Genomic DNA, 14,467 nt, shown 5'->3' with positions numbered 1-14,467 from the left:
GTGGGGCTTGTTCTTTCACTTGGGGGCTGTCCACGTTACCTCGGTAATCCCGAATTTTTCCGCCTTGGGCCGGGTGGTTTTCTTCACCTGTTCATGCCCCACGCGCCCCACGCGGCTGACGTGCGCAACGTCGGCATCAACCGCTGCCCAGTGCCATGCCTCAGCGTTGTTCATCACTTCGGCACGCACTACAAACGACTTCGGTTGACCGTGCAGTTGATAGTGAATGGTATAAATCTTCGCGGTACTCATGTTGCCTCCCTGTCTTGTTATAGATGGATAGGTTGGCGCCGAGAAAGGTTCATTCAAAATGACAAGCCGTTGGCTGGCGCGGCATAGTGATGCCTTCGCCACGCGCTCAAGGATCGCGCCATGTCCCACCCCACTGACAGCCGCCTGACTCACAGCCAGCTTTATCTGCAACGCCTGGGCTACGCTTCGCCCCCACCGCCGACCCTTGAAACCCTGCAAGCGCTGCAATTGCGCCACGTGTGCACCTTTGCCTTCGAGAGCTTGTCGACCTTGTTGCACAGGCCGGTACCCATCGACTTGCCCAGTGTCGAGCAAAAAATCCTGTTGGATGGGCGCGGCGGGTATTGCTATGAGCTGAACCAGATGTTCCTGGCGCTGTTGCAGGAACTCGGCTTCGACGCACGGGGCATCACCGGCCGCGTGGTGCTGGGTGGTCCGGCGGATGCGCACACGGCGCGCACCCACCGCTTGAGCCTGGTGACCCTGGAGAGCGTGCGCTATATCACGGATGTCGGCTTTGGCGGCATGGTGCCCAGCAGCCCGTTGCAACTGGACACCCAAGCGCAGCAGGCCACGGCCCACGAACCTTATCGGCTGACCTTCGACGGGCAGGGCAGTTACACCCTGTGGGTGCTGGTCGCCGGGGAGTGGCGCGGTTTGTATGTGTTCGACCTGCAAGTGCAGGCCGCCATCGACTACGAAATCGGCAACTGGTACGTCTCTACACACCCTGACTCGGTGTTCCTCGGCCAGTTGAAAGCGGCACGGTTGGCGCCGGGTAAGCGTTATACCTTGGCCAATGCCCACTATGCGGTGCACAGCCTGGATGGGCCCAGCGAAAAGTGCGTGATCGACAGTGCGGATGAACTGCTGGCACTGCTGCAAGAGACCTTTGGTATTCACCTGCCAACCGATCCCAAGCTTCGCGAAGCGCTCAGTGGCTTAATAATGGCCAACACTGCAGAGCCTTGAGCTAGAGCCATCGCTGAACCGTTTTACCTCCAAAACGATGCAAATTAATTCGAACCTTTGCCAACGGCCGAGGTTCGAAGCGGTTCCTGAATAATTTGCTCACTCACAAGGAGATGTAAAACGATGTCCAAGCTATTCGGAAAAATCTTCAAGGGTTCCTCCCTGCTGGCGCTGGTCGCTGCACCTGCCGTGGTGTTCGCGGCACCGCCTACCGGCCCTATTTCCACCTTCGGTATCCTGGGTAGCTATAACGATTTCAAATTCGAAGGCGGCAGCGCAAGCGACAAGAGCCACATGCCTGAAGCCGGGCTGTTCTACAACTTCGGCAACAAGCTGACTGCCGAATCCGGCTTCATCTATCAAGCCGGTATCGAAGCCAAGTACGGCGAAAAAAGCGACGACAAGCTCAAGGAAGGTCAGGCTGACCTGGACCTCGGCTGGCGCGCCGCGCTGGATGCGCGCAACTTCGTCGACGTGATTGTGGGCGGTGGCTACACCTGGACCCGCTATGAGCCCGACACCAACGGCTATGACGTCAAGCTCACCAATAAATCGCCATTCGCCAAGCTGGCACTGGGCTACAACCACCAGTTCGATGACATGACCCTGCGCGTTGAAGCCGGTGCCCGTCAGACCATCGACGGCCGCGCCAAACTCAAAGTGGATGGCGTGGGCAGTGACACTGTAGACCTCAAGGATCGCACCAACCCCTACGCCGAAGTCAGCCTGCTGATGAACCAAAATGGCAATCTGCCGGTGATGGCGGGCTTGTACTACACCCGCACCGAATACAAGCTCGACGAAGACTCCTTTACCGCCGACAACACCAAGCTCAAGCGTGATGAGTACGGTTTCAAGGTGGGTATCGCGTTTTAAGGCTGCGATTGAGCCAGACACGTCGACGTGAATGAAAAACGCCCCGAAGTGATTCGGGGCGTTTTTTTTGCGCCGTTTATCTGTGTGGAGCGTTTTGTGGTGATGGGGGAGGGTGGAGACGTTAAGGGTATGGGTTCAACCCAGCGCTGCGAGTTTGCATTTCTGGCGAGCACGTTTGTCGTGGCGAGGGAGCTTGCTCCCGTTGGGCTGCGTAGCGGCCCTGAAACCTGACACTGAGATTTCTCTGGGGTAACGCGGTGTCTGTGCTGGGGTCGCTTCGCGCCCCAACGGGAGCAAGCTCCCTCGCCACAGGAAATGTAATCAATGGCAAGAATGCAAAACGGCGCCCGAAGGCGCCGTTCTGTTGGCTGCATGTGCCTAAGCGATCAAACGCCCAACACCGCGTGCTGCACCAGGGTGAGCAACGGTTGTGGGTACACGCCCAGGAAGAACGCGAGCAGGGCGATGGCCAGCAGCATTACGCCACCGGCTTTCTGTTCCCAGTGCAGCTCGGCATCCACACGACGCAGGTTTGGCTCGATCAGGTACAGGGTGACCATCACGCGCAGGTAGTAGAACACGCCAATGGCGCTACCCAGCACCAGGGATGCCACCAGCCACCATTCGTGCGCCTCGACACCGGTCGCCACGATGTAGAACTTGCCGATGAAACCGGCCGTCAGCGGGATACCCGCCAGGGACAGCATCATCACGGTCAGTACGGCGGTCAGGTACGGACGGCGCCAGAACAGGCCGCGGTATTCGTACAGGGCATCAGCGTCACGGCCTTTGAACGGCGAGGACATCAGGGTGATCACACCGAACGCGCCGAGGCTGGTGATCACGTAGGTGACCAGATACACACCCATGGCTTCCACGGCCAGGCCTTTGCTCGCCACCAGGGCGATCAGCAGGTAGCCGAAGTGCGCGATGGACGAGTAACCCAGCAGACGCTTGAGGTTGTTCTGGGTCAGGGCCAGCAGGTTACCGAACAGGATCGACGCGATGGCGATCACGGTCAGCACGGTGCTCAACACGCCGGTGTTGGCGGCAGGCGAGATCTGGAACAGACGCACCATCACCGCGAATACGGCCACCTTCGACGCCGTGGCCAGGAACGCAGCCACCGGCGCCGGGGCGCCTTCGTACACGTCCGGGGTCCACAGGTGGAAGGGCACCAACGACAGCTTGAACGCCAGGCCGATCAGCATCATCGCCAGGCCCAGTTGGGCAATCGGCGCAGGCATGCTGGTGGTGGCCAGGGCGTGGCCGATGCCGGTGAAGCTCAGGTTGCCGGCTTCGGCGTAGAGCAGGGCCATACCGAACAACAGGAACGCGGAACCGGCGGCCGACAGCACCATGTACTTGATGCCGGCTTCCAGGGAGCGCTTGTTGAAGAAGGCGTAGGCCACCAGGCCGTAGGTCGGGATCGACAGCAGTTCCAGGCCGATGAACAAGCCGGCCAGGTGCTGTGCGCTGACCAGCACGATGCCACCGGCCGCAGCCAGCAGGATCAGCAGGTACAGCTCTTCCTTGTTGCCCGGGTAGCCGGTGCCGCCTTCGCCCATGTAGGCATGGGCGAGGGTGACGCACGCCAGGGTGGCTACGAGGATCAACGCGATGTACAGCAGCGCGAAGTCATCGACCATCATCAGCGGGGTCACCGCCAGTGGCGCGACCTTGAGGGCCGGAATGATCGACAGCAAGGCCAGGTTCAGGCCGGCACAGGACAGCAGGAACGTTTGCGAGTGATTGCGGCGCCAGGCGATCGCCAGCATCACCACCACGATGGTGAGGCTGGTGATCAGCAGCGGCGCAAGCGCGATAAAGTGTTGGATCGTGAATTCCATAGCGCTCTTACCGGGCCGAAGCGAGTTGAGAGAAGGCGGTGCCGAACCACTGCTGCACGCCATGCATCGTTGCGGCAGAAGTGTCCAGGAACGGTTGCGGGTACACGCCGATGTAGATCAGCAGTACCGCAAGGCCGAGCACCATGATCAGTTCGCGAGCATCCATCCCTTGCAGGACGGTGTCGGACTTGGCCGGGCCGAAATAGGCGCGGTGGATCATGATCAGCGAGTAGACCGAACCGAATACCAGGCCGGATGTAGCGATGGCGCTGATCCACGGTGTCTGTACGAACGAGCCCATCAGGATCAGGAATTCGCCGATGAAGTTACCGGTGCCCGGCAGGCCCAGGGACGCCGCGGCAAAGAACAGGCTGATCGCCGGCAGGTAGGCGATGCGCGACCACACGCCACCCATCTCACGCATGTCACGGGTGTGCAGGCGTTCGTACAACTGGCCACTCAGGATAAAGAGGGCAGCGGCCGAGACACCGTGGGCCAGCATCTGGATCACTGCGCCTTGCAACGCCAGCTGGCTGCCGGAGTAGATGCCGATCAGTACGAAACCCATGTGCGAAACGGACGAGAACGCGATCAGACGCTTGATGTCGGTTTGCGCGAAGGCCAGGAACGCGCCGTAGAAGATCCCGATCAGACCCAGGGTCATGGCGATCGGCGCGAACTCGGCCGAGGCATTCGGGAACAGCGGCAGGGCGAAACGCAGCAGACCATACGCCGCAGTCTTCAACAGGATACCGGCCAGGTCGACCGAACCTGCTGTTGGCGCCTGGGCGTGAGCGTCAGGCAGCCAGGAGTGGAACGGCACCACCGGCAGCTTCACCGCGAATGCGATGAAGAAGCCCAGCATCAGGATGTACTCGGTGGTCAGGGACATCTTGGTTTTCAACAGGTCGGCGTAGTTGAAGGTAATCACGCCGGTGTTGTTGAAGTTGACCAGTACCAGGCCCAGGATCGCCACCAACATGATCAGGCCGGAAGCCTGGGTGAAGATGAAGAACTTGGTCGCCGCGTAGATCCGGGTTTTCTTGCCGTCCGAAGAACTGTGACCCCAGAGCGCGATGAGGAAGTACATCGGCACCAGCATCATTTCCCAGAAGAAGAAGAACATGAACAGGTCGAGGGCGAGGAACACGCCGACGACGCCGCCCAGGATCCACATCAGGTTCAGGTGGAAGAAGCCCACGTGACGTTGGATTTCTTTCCAGGAGCAGAGTACCGAGAGGATACCCAGCAGGCCGGTCAGCAGGATCATCAACAGCGACAGGCCGTCGAGGGCCAGGTGCACGTTGATGCCGAAGCGCTGGATCCACACGTGCTTGAATTCAAGCGCGAAGGTTGGATCGACACCCGGTGCCGGAGCGAATGAATAGTCACCATGGGCCCACAGCCAGAGGCCGAGTGCGAGTTCCAGGGACATGGTCAGCAACGCAATCCAGCGGGGGAGGGTGGCGCCGAAGCGTTCACCCATCCAGCAGAGCAGGCCGCCGATAAAGGGGATCAGGATTAGCCAGGGCAGAATCATGACGGGCTCGTTTCCTTTCGCAAGTTCGCAAAGTTCATATCAGACCGCTACCACTACGATGGCGCCGATCACTAGCACGGCACCGGCCGCCATGGAAGCTGCATACCAGCGCAGTTGGCCAGTCTCGCTGCGGCTCAGGGCGGTGTGACCGGCCTTGGCGGCACGCGGGATCAAACCGATGGTCTGGTCGAGCGGGTCTTTACGCAGTACATGGCTGATGGCCAGGTATGGCTTGACGAACAGTTTGTCGTAGATCCAATCGAAGCCCCAGGCAGCGAACCACCAGGCCGAAAGGAGGCGGCCAATGCCACTGTTGGCAACGGCGGTCACGAAGCGACGCTTGCCGAGGAACAGCAGGGCCGCCAGCAGGATACCGGCAATGGCGATGGCGCCCGAGACGATTTCCAGGCTGTGCTGGGCTTCGCCGCCGGCATGGCCGACGCTTTGTGGCAATACGCCGTGCAGTGGCGGCGTGATCATTGCACCGACGAAAGTCGACAGCACGATCAGTACCGACAATGGCAGCCAGTGCGAGATGCCGTGGCCTGCGTGTGCTTCGGTCTTGGCTTCACCGTGGAAGGTGATGAAGATCAGGCGGAAGGTGTACAGCGAGGTCATGAACGCACCCACCAGGCCTGCGTACAGCAGGTTCTGGTTACCGCTGGCAAAGGCTTCCCAGAGGATCTCGTCCTTGGAGTAGAAACCAGCGGTCACCAACGGCAGGGCAGCCAGGGCGGCACCACCGACGATGAAGCTGGCGTAGGCCAACGGCAGTTTTTTCCACAGGCCACCCATCTTGAAGATGTTCTGCTCGTGGTGGCAGGCAACGATCACCGCACCGGAAGCAAGGAACAGCAGGGCCTTGAAGAAGGCGTGGGTCATCAGGTGGAAGATCGCCGCGTCCCAGGCACCGACGCCCAGGGCCAGGAACATGTAGCCGATCTGGCTCATGGTCGAGTAGGCGAGGATGCGCTTGATGTCGGTCTGTACCAGCGCGGCGAAGCCGGCCAGCACCAGGGTCACGCCGCCGACCAGGCCGACCAGGTGCAGGATTTCCGGCGCCAGGGTGAACAGGCCATGGGTACGTGCAATCAGGTAGACACCAGCGGTTACCATGGTTGCGGCGTGGATCAGTGCCGAAACCGGGGTAGGACCGGCCATCGCATCCGCCAGCCAGGTTTGCAGCGGCAGTTGCGCGGATTTACCCACGGCACCGCCCAGCAGCATCAGGGTGGCCAGGGTGATCCAGAAGTCGCCGACCTGGAATTTCTGCGGTGCCAGTACCAGCAGTTCCTGGATGTTCAGCGTGCCCACCTGTTGGAACAGGATGAACAGGCCGATTGCCATGAACACGTCGCCGATACGGGTGACGATAAAGGCCTTGAGTGCCGCGTTACCGTTGTTGCGGTTGCTGTAGTAGAAACCGATCAGCAGGTACGAGCACAGGCCCACGCCTTCCCAGCCGAAGTACAGGAACAACAGGTTATCGCCCAGTACCAGGAACAGCATGCTGGCGATAAACAGGTTGGTGTACGAGAAGAAGCGCGAGTAACCGGCTTCACCGCGCATGTACCAGGACGCGAACAGGTGGATCAGGAAACCCACGCCCACCACCACGCCGAGCATCGTGATCGACAGGCCGTCGATGTAGAGGGCGAAGTTGGGCTTGAAGCCCTCCACCGACATCCACTGCCACAGCACCAGGGTGTAGTGGCCGCCTTCCGGCGGGGCCACGTTGAATTGCCAGATGACGTAGGCGGCAACGATCGCCGACAGGCCAATCGAGCCCACGCCCACCAGGGCCGAGAGGTTTTCCGACCAGCGTCCACGGGAGAACGACAGCAGCAGGAAACCGATCAGGGGAAATACGAAAGTCAGAAAGATCATGTTCATCCGCGCATCTCACTGGCAGCGTCGATATCAAGCGTATGGAAGCGACGATACAGTTGCAGCAGGATCGCCAGGCCGATACTGGCCTCGGCGGCTGCCAGGCTGATCACCAGGATGAACATGACTTGTCCATCCGGCTGGCCCCAACGTGCACCCGCGACGATGAAGGCCAGTGCTGCGGCGTTCATCATGATTTCCAGGCTCATCAACACGAACAGAATGTTACGGCGGACCATCAGGCCGACCAGGCCAAGGCAGAACAGGATGCCGGCGACCGCCAGACCATGCTCCAAGGGGATAGCAGGCATCGTCATTGCTCCTTGGCTTCGTTGCGGCCCAAGTGGAAGGCGGTGACGGCTGCGGCGAGCAGCAGCATCGACGCCAGTTCGACCACCAGCAGGTACGGGCCGAACAGGCTGACGCCCACGGCTTTCGCATCCACGGTGGTGTGGCCGATGGCCTGGCCGCTCTGGTGAGCGAACAGCACATACAGCAGTTCACCCAGCAGCAGGGCGGCGAGGACAACCGGGCCGAGCCAGATGCCGGGTTTGAGCCAGACGCGCTCCTGGGCGACCGAAGCCGGCCCCAGGTTGAGCATCATCACCACAAACACGAACAGCACCATGATGGCACCGGCGTAGGCGATCACTTCCAGGACACCGGCGAACGGTGCGCCGAGGCTGAAGAAGGTCATGGCCACGGCGATCAGCGAAATGATCAGGTAGAGCAGGGCGTGCACGGGGTTGGTGTTGGTGATCACGCGAAGCGTGGACACAACCGCGATACCCGATGCGAAATAGAAAGCGAATTCCATCTTTCTTCCTTAAGGCAGCAAGCTCTTCACGTTGATCGGCTCGGCTTCGTTTTGTGCGGCGCCTTTTGGCTTACCGGCAACGGCCATACCTGCAACACGATAGAAGTTGTAATCAGGGTTTTTACCGGGACCAGAGATCAGCAGATCTTCTTTCTCGTACACCAGGTCCTGACGTTTGAACTCGGCCATCTCGAAATCCGGTGTCAGCTGGATCGCGGTGGTCGGGCAAGCTTCCTCGCAGAGGCCGCAGAAAATGCAGCGCGAGAAGTTGATGCGGAAGAAGTCCGGGTACCAGCGACCGTCTTCGGTTTCAGCTTTCTGCAGGGAGATGCAACCCACTGGGCACGCCACGGCGCACAGGTTGCAGGCTACGCAACGCTCTTCACCATCGGGGTCGCGGGTCAGCACGATGCGGCCGCGATAGCGCGGCGGCAGGTACACCGCTTCTTCCGGGTATTGCAGGGTGTCGCGTTTGCGGAAGCCGTGACCGAACACCATCACCAGGCTTCGCAACTGGGTACCGGTACCCTTAACGATGTCGCCAATATATTTGAACATGGGTCAAATCCTCACTGAACCGCGCCGGCTGGCGTGTTCAACAACACAACGGCAGCCGTCACCAGCAAATTGATCAGGGTCAGCGGCAGGCAGAAGCGCCAGCTGAAATCCATCACCTGGTCATAGCGTGGGCGCGGAATGGAAGCGCGCAGCAGGATGAACAACATGATGAAGAACGCGGTCTTCAGGAAGAACCAGAAGAACGCCAACTGCGGCAGGATGCCGAACGGACCGTGCCAGCCGCCGAAGAACAGCGTGACCAGCAGGGCCGAGATCAAGATGATGCCGATGTACTCGCCAACGAAGAACATGCCCCATTTCATGCCGGCGTATTCAATGTGGTAACCGTCGGCCAGTTCCTGTTCCGCTTCAGGCTGGTCGAACGGGTGACGGTGAGTCACGGCGACGCCGGCGATGAAGAAGGTGCAGAAGCCAAAGAACTGCGGAATGATGAACCACAGGTTCTGTGCCTGGTACTCGACGATGTCGCGCATGTTGAACGAGCCGACCTGCACCACGATGCCCATCAGCGCCAGGCCCATGAACACTTCGTAGGACACGGTCTGGGCCGAAGCCCGCAAGCTGCCCAGCAGGGCGAACTTGTTGTTGCTCGACCAACCGGCGAACAGCACCGCATACACCGACAAGCCGGCCATGGCGAAGAAGAACAGCAAGCCGATGTTCAGGTCCGCCACGCCCCAGGTCGGGGTGATCGGGATGATCGCGAAGGCGATCAGCAAGGCACTCATGGCCACGACCGGTGCCAGGGTGAAGATCACCTTGTCGGCAAACGGTGGGGTCCAGTCTTCCTTGAAGAACATTTTCAGCATGTCGGCGGCGATCTGGAACATGCCGAACGGGCCAACGCGGTTCGGACCGTAACGGTCCTGCCACCAGCCCAGCAGGCGACGCTCGACGAAGCTGAGCAGGGCGCCCGCGACGACCACGGCCAACAGGATCACAACAGCCTTGAGGACCGCAATGATCACGTCGATCACTTCAGGGGTGAACCAGGTCATTGCGCTGCCTCCTGCAGACCGTCAACGGTTTTGCCAAAGATCGCCGGCGGAATACCGGCGAGGCCTTTAGGCAGTGCAACCAGGCCGGCACCCAACTCATCGTTGATGCGCAGCGGCAGACGCAGGGTCTGGCCGGCCACATTCAGGCTGAGCAGGGCACCGTCGTTGACGCCCAGGCGATCGGCTTCGGACTTGGCGACCGACACGTAGGCGGCCGGGATACGTTCCTGAACCGGCGCGGCCTTGGAAGAGTTCTCTTCGCTGCCGAACAGGTGGAAGAACGGTACGACCTGCCAGGTGCCCTGGGCCGGGTTGAACGGACGCGGTACCGCAGCGAACCAGTTCAGTGAATCACCGGTGCTTTCGATCAGGCGGGTGCCCGGGTCGCCAGCACGGATATGACCACCGACTTCATCCTGGAACTTGTTCCAGGCCTGCGGCGAGTTCCAGCCTGGAGACCAGGCAAACGGCACTTGCTGACGCGGCTCGGCCGAACCCGAGTAACCTTCCATGGAGAAGTTGAACGCGGTATCCGGGTCTTGCGGGGTACGTGGTTCGTGCACGCTGATGTTGGCGCGCATGGCGGTACGACCGGAGTAACGCAGCGGTTCGCGGGCCAGTTTCAAGCCCTTGATGCGGAACGCGGCGGATGGCGCGGCATCGACGATACGCGCCAGTTGCGGTGCGCTTGCGGCGGTAGCGGCGGTGACGTGGTCAAGCTGGGTCCAGTCGATCGGCTGGTTCAGCAGGGTGGCGCGCAGGGCATGCAGCCAGCGCCAGCCTTCGTGGACCAGGATGCTGGCGTCCATGTACTTCGGATCGAACACCTGGAAGAAGCGCTGGGCACGGCCTTCCTGGCTGACCAGGGTGCCGTCGCCTTCAGCGAAGGTGGCAGCCGGCAGCACCAGGTCGGCGCGTTCGCTGGTAGCGGTCTTCTGGTGGTCGGCAACGATCAACACCTTGGCGGCGTTCAGCGCAGCGTCAACCTTGGCCGCATCGGTGCGGGTGTACAGGTCGTTCTCCAGCACCACGATGGCATCGGCGCTGCCGTCGATGACTGCCTGCAGGGCCGCGTCCACGGACTCGCCACCGAGCATGGCCAGGCCAAGGCTGTTGGCTTCCGGCACGACCAGGCTGATGGAACCGTTCTTGTCGCGCAGCTTCAATGCCTTGGCGATGTTGGCCGCGGCTTCGATCAGCGCCTTGGAACCCAGCGAGGTGCCGGCAATGATCAATGGGCGCTTGGCCGCCAGCAGGGCGTCGGCGATACGCTGGGCCAGTGCAGCGGCCTCAGTGTCCAGGCCTTCGACGGCAGGTGCACTGGCGTCGAGGGCGTGGGCCACGGCGAAACCGAGGCGAGCCAGGTCGTCCGGCGCGGCATGGACGCATTCTTCGGCGATGTCGTCGAGCTTGGTTTCAGCCAGGCTTGCGATAAACAGCGGGTTCAGCGCGTGCTGGCCGATATTCTTCACTGCGGCGTCGAGCCAAGGCTGCACGCGCATGGCATCGGCCATGGCTTCGGCCTTGCCTTTGACCGACTGGCGCAGGGACAGGGCGATACGCGCAGCGGTCTGGGTCAGGTCTTCACCGAGCACGAAGATCGCGTCGTGGTCTTCGATGTCGCGCATGTTCGGCACCGGCAGCGGGCTGTCGTTCAGCACCTGCAGGACCAGGCGGATGCGCTCCAGCTCAGCGGCTTCGATACCGGAGTAGAAGTGCTCGGCGCCGACCAGTTCGCGCAACGCGTAGTTGCTCTCGAGGCTGGCGCGGGGCGAACCGATGCCGACGATGTTGCGACCGCGCAGCAGGTCGGCGGCTTTATCCAGCGCCTCGTCCAGGCTCAGCTTGGCGCCACCGGCCAACAGTGGCTGGCGCGGACGGTCTTCGCGGTTGACGTAGCCATAGCCGAAACGGCCACGGTCGCACAGGAAGTACTGGTTGACCGAACCGTTGAAGCGGTTTTCGATACGACGCAGTTCACCGTAACGCTCGCCCGGGGAGATGTTGCAACCGCTGGAGCAGCCATGGCAGATGCTCGGGGCGAATTGCATGTCCCATTTACGGTTGTAGCGCTCGGAGTGGGTCTTGTCGGTGAACACACCGGTCGGGCAGACCTCGGTGAGGTTGCCGGAGAACTCGCTTTCGAGCACGCCGTCTTCAACGCGACCGAAGTACACGTTGTCGTGGGCGCCGAATACACCCAGGTCGGTGCCGCCGGCGTAGTCCTTATAGAAGCGCACGCAACGGTAGCAGGCGATGCAGCGGTTCATTTCGTGGGAAATGAACGGGCCGAGGTCCTGGTTCTGGTGGGTACGCTTGGTGAAGCGATAACGGCGCTCGTTGTGGCCGGTCATCACCGTCATGTCTTGCAGGTGGCAGTGACCGCCTTCCTCACAGACCGGGCAGTCGTGGGGGTGGTTGGTCATCAGCCATTCGACGACGCTGGCGCGGAACGCCTTGGATTCTTCATCGTCGATGGAGATCCAGGTGTTGTCGGTGGCTGGGGTCATGCACGACATGACGATACGACCACGGGTGTCGTTCTCGTCGGTGTACTGCTTGACCGCACACTGGCGACAGGCACCGACGCTACCAAGTGCGGGGTGCCAGCAGAAATACGGGATATCGAGACCGAGTGACAGACAGGCCTGTAACAGGTTGTCCGCCCCATCGACTTCGAGCGCTTTGCCGTCTACGTGGATAGTGGCCATGGTTCAAAGTTCTTCGTTGGCCCGTTGTCAGCGGGCGTGGCTAATGGAATCTTGTTATTCATGTGCATCTACACAGCCATCAAGGCGTCAGCACATGAGAAAGCGAAGGGCACGGACCCTTCGCTTCTTTAAGCGTTACGCGCCGACTACGATCGGCCTTGCCAGAGGCGGGACGGCGGCGCTGACAGGCGCGATGCCGGCTTCGAACTCCGAGCGGAAGTATTTGATTGCGCTGCCCAATGGCTCCACGGCGCCCGGTGCGTGAGCACAGAAAGTCTTGCCCGGGCCGAGGAAGCCGACCAGACCCAGCAGGGTCTCGATGTCACCCTCGCGGCCTTCACCTTTTTCCAGGGCCATCAGCAGCTTCACGCTCCACGGCAGGCCGTCGCGGCATGGGGTGCAGAAGCCACAGGATTCACGGGCAAAGAACTGCTCCATGTTGCGCAGCAGCGAGACCATGTTCACGGTGTTGTCCACCGCCATCGCCAGGCCAGTACCCATACGGGTGCCCACCTTGCCGATGCCGCCGGCATACATTTGTGCGTCGAGGTGCTCGGGCAGCAGGAAGCCGGTGCCGGCGCCGCCTGGCTGCCAGGCTTTCAAGGTGTAGCCGTCGCGCATGCCGCCGGCGTAGTCCTCGAACAGCTCGCGGGCGGTGACGCCGAAGGGCAGTTCCCACAGGCCCGGGTTCTTGACCTTGCCGGAGAAGCCCATGAGCTTGGTGCCCATGTCTTCGCTGCCTTCGCGGGCCAGGGATTTGTACCAGTCCACGCCGTCGGCGATGATCGCCGGCACGTTGCACAGGGTCTCGACGTTGTTCACGCACGTCGGCTTGCCCCACACGCCCACGGCGGCAGGGAAGGGTGGCTTGGAGCGCGGGTTGGCGCGGCGGCCTTCGAGGGAGTTGATCAGTGCGGTTTCTTCACCGCAGATATAACGCCCGGCGCCGGTGTGCACGAACAGTTCGAAATCAAAGCCTGAACCGAGGATGTTCTTGCCCAGCAGGCCGGCGGCCTTGGCTTCTTCCACGGCACGGTTGAGGTGCTTGGCGGCGGTGGTGTACTCGCCACGCAGGAAGATGTAGCCACGGTAGGTTTTCAGCGCGCGGGCGCTGATCAGCATGCCTTCGATCAGCAGATGGGGCAGTTGCTCCATCAGCATGCGGTCTTTCCAGGTGTTGGGCTCCATTTCATCCGCGTTGCACAGCAGGTAGCGGATGTTGATGGATTCGTCCTTGGGCATCAGGCCCCACTTCACGCCCGTGGGGAAGCCTGCACCACCGCGACCTTTAAGGCCGGCGTCCTTCACGGTCTGGACGATATCGTCCTGAGCCATGTCGGCGAAGGCCTTGCGCGCAGCGGCGTAGCCGTTCTTGGCCTGGTACTCGTCGAACCATACCGGCTCGGCATCGTCACGCAGGCGCCAGGTCAGCGGGTGGGTCTCGGGCGAACGCTTGATCAGGTTGGCCGGGCCGAAAGATGTAAGGGTCATGGGTAGCCCTCAAGCAATTGGGTCACGCCAGCGGGCTGCACGTCACCGAATGTGTCGTCGTCGATCATCAACGCCGGCGCCTTGTCGCAGTTGCCCAGGCAGCACACCGGCAGCAGCGTGAAGCGGCCATCCGGGGTGGTCTGGCCGAGGCCGATGCCCAGCTTGTTCTGGATCTCGCTGACCACAGATTCGTGGCCACCGATGTAGCAGACCATGCTGTCGCACACGCGAATGATGTGGCGGCCCACGGGCTGGCGGAAGATCTGGCTGTAGAACGTGGCCACGCCTTCAACGTCGCTGGCAGGGATGCCGAGGATCTCGCCGATGGCGTAGAGCGCGCCGTCCGGCACCCAGCCACGTTCCTTCTGGACGATCTTCAAGGCTTCGATCGACGCCGCGCGCGGGTCTTCGTAGTGATGCAGCTCGTGCTCGATGGCCGAGCGCTCGGTTTCACTCAAGGTGAAACGGTCTGTCTGGATAAGCGTGCTGTTCAT

13 protein-coding genes are annotated in these 14,467 nt (G+C 61.4%); 2 read left to right on the top strand and 11 right to left on the bottom strand.

The window, feature by feature from the left end:
- Window positions 1-15: 15 nt before the first annotated feature.
- Window positions 16-252, bottom strand: a complete 237-nt coding sequence (locus tag JBE38_RS21775; RefSeq protein WP_060755676.1) for a DUF6555 family protein — start codon at window positions 250-252, stop codon at window positions 16-18.
- Between the two features lie 120 nt (window positions 253-372).
- On the opposite strand from JBE38_RS21775, the gene JBE38_RS21770 reads away from it, so the two are divergent.
- Together JBE38_RS21770 and JBE38_RS21765 are read left to right on the top strand one after the other, a co-directional pair.
- A complete protein-coding gene (locus JBE38_RS21770; RefSeq protein ID WP_205345102.1) occupies window positions 373-1,224 on the top strand; it encodes an arylamine N-acetyltransferase family protein in 852 nt (283 codons plus the stop codon).
- Between the two features lie 123 nt (window positions 1,225-1,347).
- On the top strand, window positions 1,348-2,100 hold the full coding sequence (locus tag JBE38_RS21765; protein WP_060755674.1) for an outer membrane beta-barrel protein: 753 nt from the start codon (window positions 1,348-1,350) through the stop codon (window positions 2,098-2,100).
- Window positions 2,101-2,486: 386 nt separating this feature from the next.
- Here JBE38_RS21765 and nuoN read toward each other — a convergent pair whose 3' ends face one another.
- From nuoN to nuoE, 10 genes are all read right to left on the bottom strand, one after another.
- The gene (gene nuoN, locus JBE38_RS21760; RefSeq protein WP_060755672.1) at window positions 2,487-3,950 is read right to left on the bottom strand and encodes an NADH-quinone oxidoreductase subunit NuoN; all 1,464 of its coding nucleotides are present in this window, start codon (window positions 3,948-3,950) and stop codon (window positions 2,487-2,489) included.
- A 7-nt stretch (window positions 3,951-3,957) separates the two neighbouring features.
- On the bottom strand, window positions 3,958-5,490 hold the full coding sequence (gene nuoM, locus JBE38_RS21755) for an NADH-quinone oxidoreductase subunit M (protein WP_016974046.1): 1,533 nt from the start codon (window positions 5,488-5,490) through the stop codon (window positions 3,958-3,960).
- Between the two features lie 39 nt (window positions 5,491-5,529).
- A complete protein-coding gene (gene nuoL / locus JBE38_RS21750) occupies window positions 5,530-7,383 on the bottom strand; it encodes an NADH-quinone oxidoreductase subunit L (protein WP_205345101.1) in 1,854 nt (617 codons plus the stop codon).
- Window positions 7,380-7,688, bottom strand: coding sequence for an NADH-quinone oxidoreductase subunit NuoK (gene nuoK, locus JBE38_RS21745; protein ID WP_003174727.1), 309 nt, complete (start codon window positions 7,686-7,688; stop codon window positions 7,380-7,382). The genes nuoL and nuoK overlap by 4 nt, the downstream gene beginning before the upstream one ends.
- Window positions 7,689-7,690: 2 nt before the next feature.
- A complete protein-coding gene (nuoJ, locus tag JBE38_RS21740) occupies window positions 7,691-8,194 on the bottom strand; it encodes an NADH-quinone oxidoreductase subunit J (RefSeq protein WP_060755670.1) in 504 nt (167 codons plus the stop codon).
- 9 nt (window positions 8,195-8,203) lie between these two features.
- On the bottom strand, window positions 8,204-8,752 hold the full coding sequence (nuoI, locus tag JBE38_RS21735; RefSeq protein WP_003174725.1) for an NADH-quinone oxidoreductase subunit NuoI: 549 nt from the start codon (window positions 8,750-8,752) through the stop codon (window positions 8,204-8,206).
- An 11-nt stretch (window positions 8,753-8,763) separates the two neighbouring features.
- Window positions 8,764-9,771, bottom strand: coding sequence for an NADH-quinone oxidoreductase subunit NuoH (gene nuoH / locus JBE38_RS21730; RefSeq protein WP_060755669.1), 1,008 nt, complete (start codon window positions 9,769-9,771; stop codon window positions 8,764-8,766).
- On the bottom strand, window positions 9,768-12,482 hold the full coding sequence (nuoG, locus tag JBE38_RS21725) for an NADH-quinone oxidoreductase subunit NuoG (RefSeq protein ID WP_205345100.1): 2,715 nt from the start codon (window positions 12,480-12,482) through the stop codon (window positions 9,768-9,770). The genes nuoH and nuoG overlap by 4 nt, the downstream gene beginning before the upstream one ends.
- A gap of 135 nt (window positions 12,483-12,617) precedes the next feature.
- A complete protein-coding gene (gene nuoF, locus JBE38_RS21720) occupies window positions 12,618-13,973 on the bottom strand; it encodes an NADH-quinone oxidoreductase subunit NuoF (RefSeq protein ID WP_205345099.1) in 1,356 nt (451 codons plus the stop codon).
- Window positions 13,970-14,467 carry an NADH-quinone oxidoreductase subunit NuoE gene (gene nuoE, locus JBE38_RS21715; RefSeq protein ID WP_003174721.1) on the bottom strand — a complete coding sequence of 166 codons (498 nt, stop codon included), beginning with the start codon at window positions 14,465-14,467 and terminating at the stop codon, window positions 13,970-13,972. The genes nuoF and nuoE overlap by 4 nt, the downstream gene beginning before the upstream one ends.

The organism is Pseudomonas sp. ICBG1301 (genome assembly GCF_016918385.1).
Taxonomy (GTDB): Bacteria; Pseudomonadota; Gammaproteobacteria; order Pseudomonadales; family Pseudomonadaceae; genus Aquipseudomonas; species Aquipseudomonas palleroniana.
The sequence above is the reverse complement of the archived record's forward strand: the minus strand, read 5'-3'. Positions and strand labels throughout refer to the sequence as shown.

Coding starts and splice junctions, on each gene's coding strand:
- JBE38_RS21775 (WP_060755676.1), bottom strand. CDS start 252: ATGAGTACCGCGAAGATTTATACCATTCACTATCAACTGCACGGTCAA.
- JBE38_RS21770 (WP_205345102.1), top strand. CDS start 373: ATGTCCCACCCCACTGACAGCCGCCTGACTCACAGCCAGCTTTATCTG.
- JBE38_RS21765 (WP_060755674.1), top strand. CDS start 1,348: ATGTCCAAGCTATTCGGAAAAATCTTCAAGGGTTCCTCCCTGCTGGCG.
- nuoN (WP_060755672.1), bottom strand. CDS start 3,950: ATGGAATTCACGATCCAACACTTTATCGCGCTTGCGCCGCTGCTGATC.
- nuoM (WP_016974046.1), bottom strand. CDS start 5,490: ATGATTCTGCCCTGGCTAATCCTGATCCCCTTTATCGGCGGCCTGCTC.
- nuoL (WP_205345101.1), bottom strand. CDS start 7,383: ATGAACATGATCTTTCTGACTTTCGTATTTCCCCTGATCGGTTTCCTG.
- nuoK (WP_003174727.1), bottom strand. CDS start 7,688: ATGCCTGCTATCCCCTTGGAGCATGGTCTGGCGGTCGCCGGCATCCTG.
- nuoJ (WP_060755670.1), bottom strand. CDS start 8,194: ATGGAATTCGCTTTCTATTTCGCATCGGGTATCGCGGTTGTGTCCACG.
- nuoI (WP_003174725.1), bottom strand. CDS start 8,752: ATGTTCAAATATATTGGCGACATCGTTAAGGGTACCGGTACCCAGTTG.
- nuoH (WP_060755669.1), bottom strand. CDS start 9,771: ATGACCTGGTTCACCCCTGAAGTGATCGACGTGATCATTGCGGTCCTC.
- nuoG (WP_205345100.1), bottom strand. CDS start 12,482: ATGGCCACTATCCACGTAGACGGCAAAGCGCTCGAAGTCGATGGGGCG.
- nuoF (WP_205345099.1), bottom strand. CDS start 13,973: ATGACCCTTACATCTTTCGGCCCGGCCAACCTGATCAAGCGTTCGCCC.
- nuoE (WP_003174721.1), bottom strand. CDS start 14,467: ATGAACAGCACGCTTATCCAGACAGACCGTTTCACCTTGAGTGAAACC.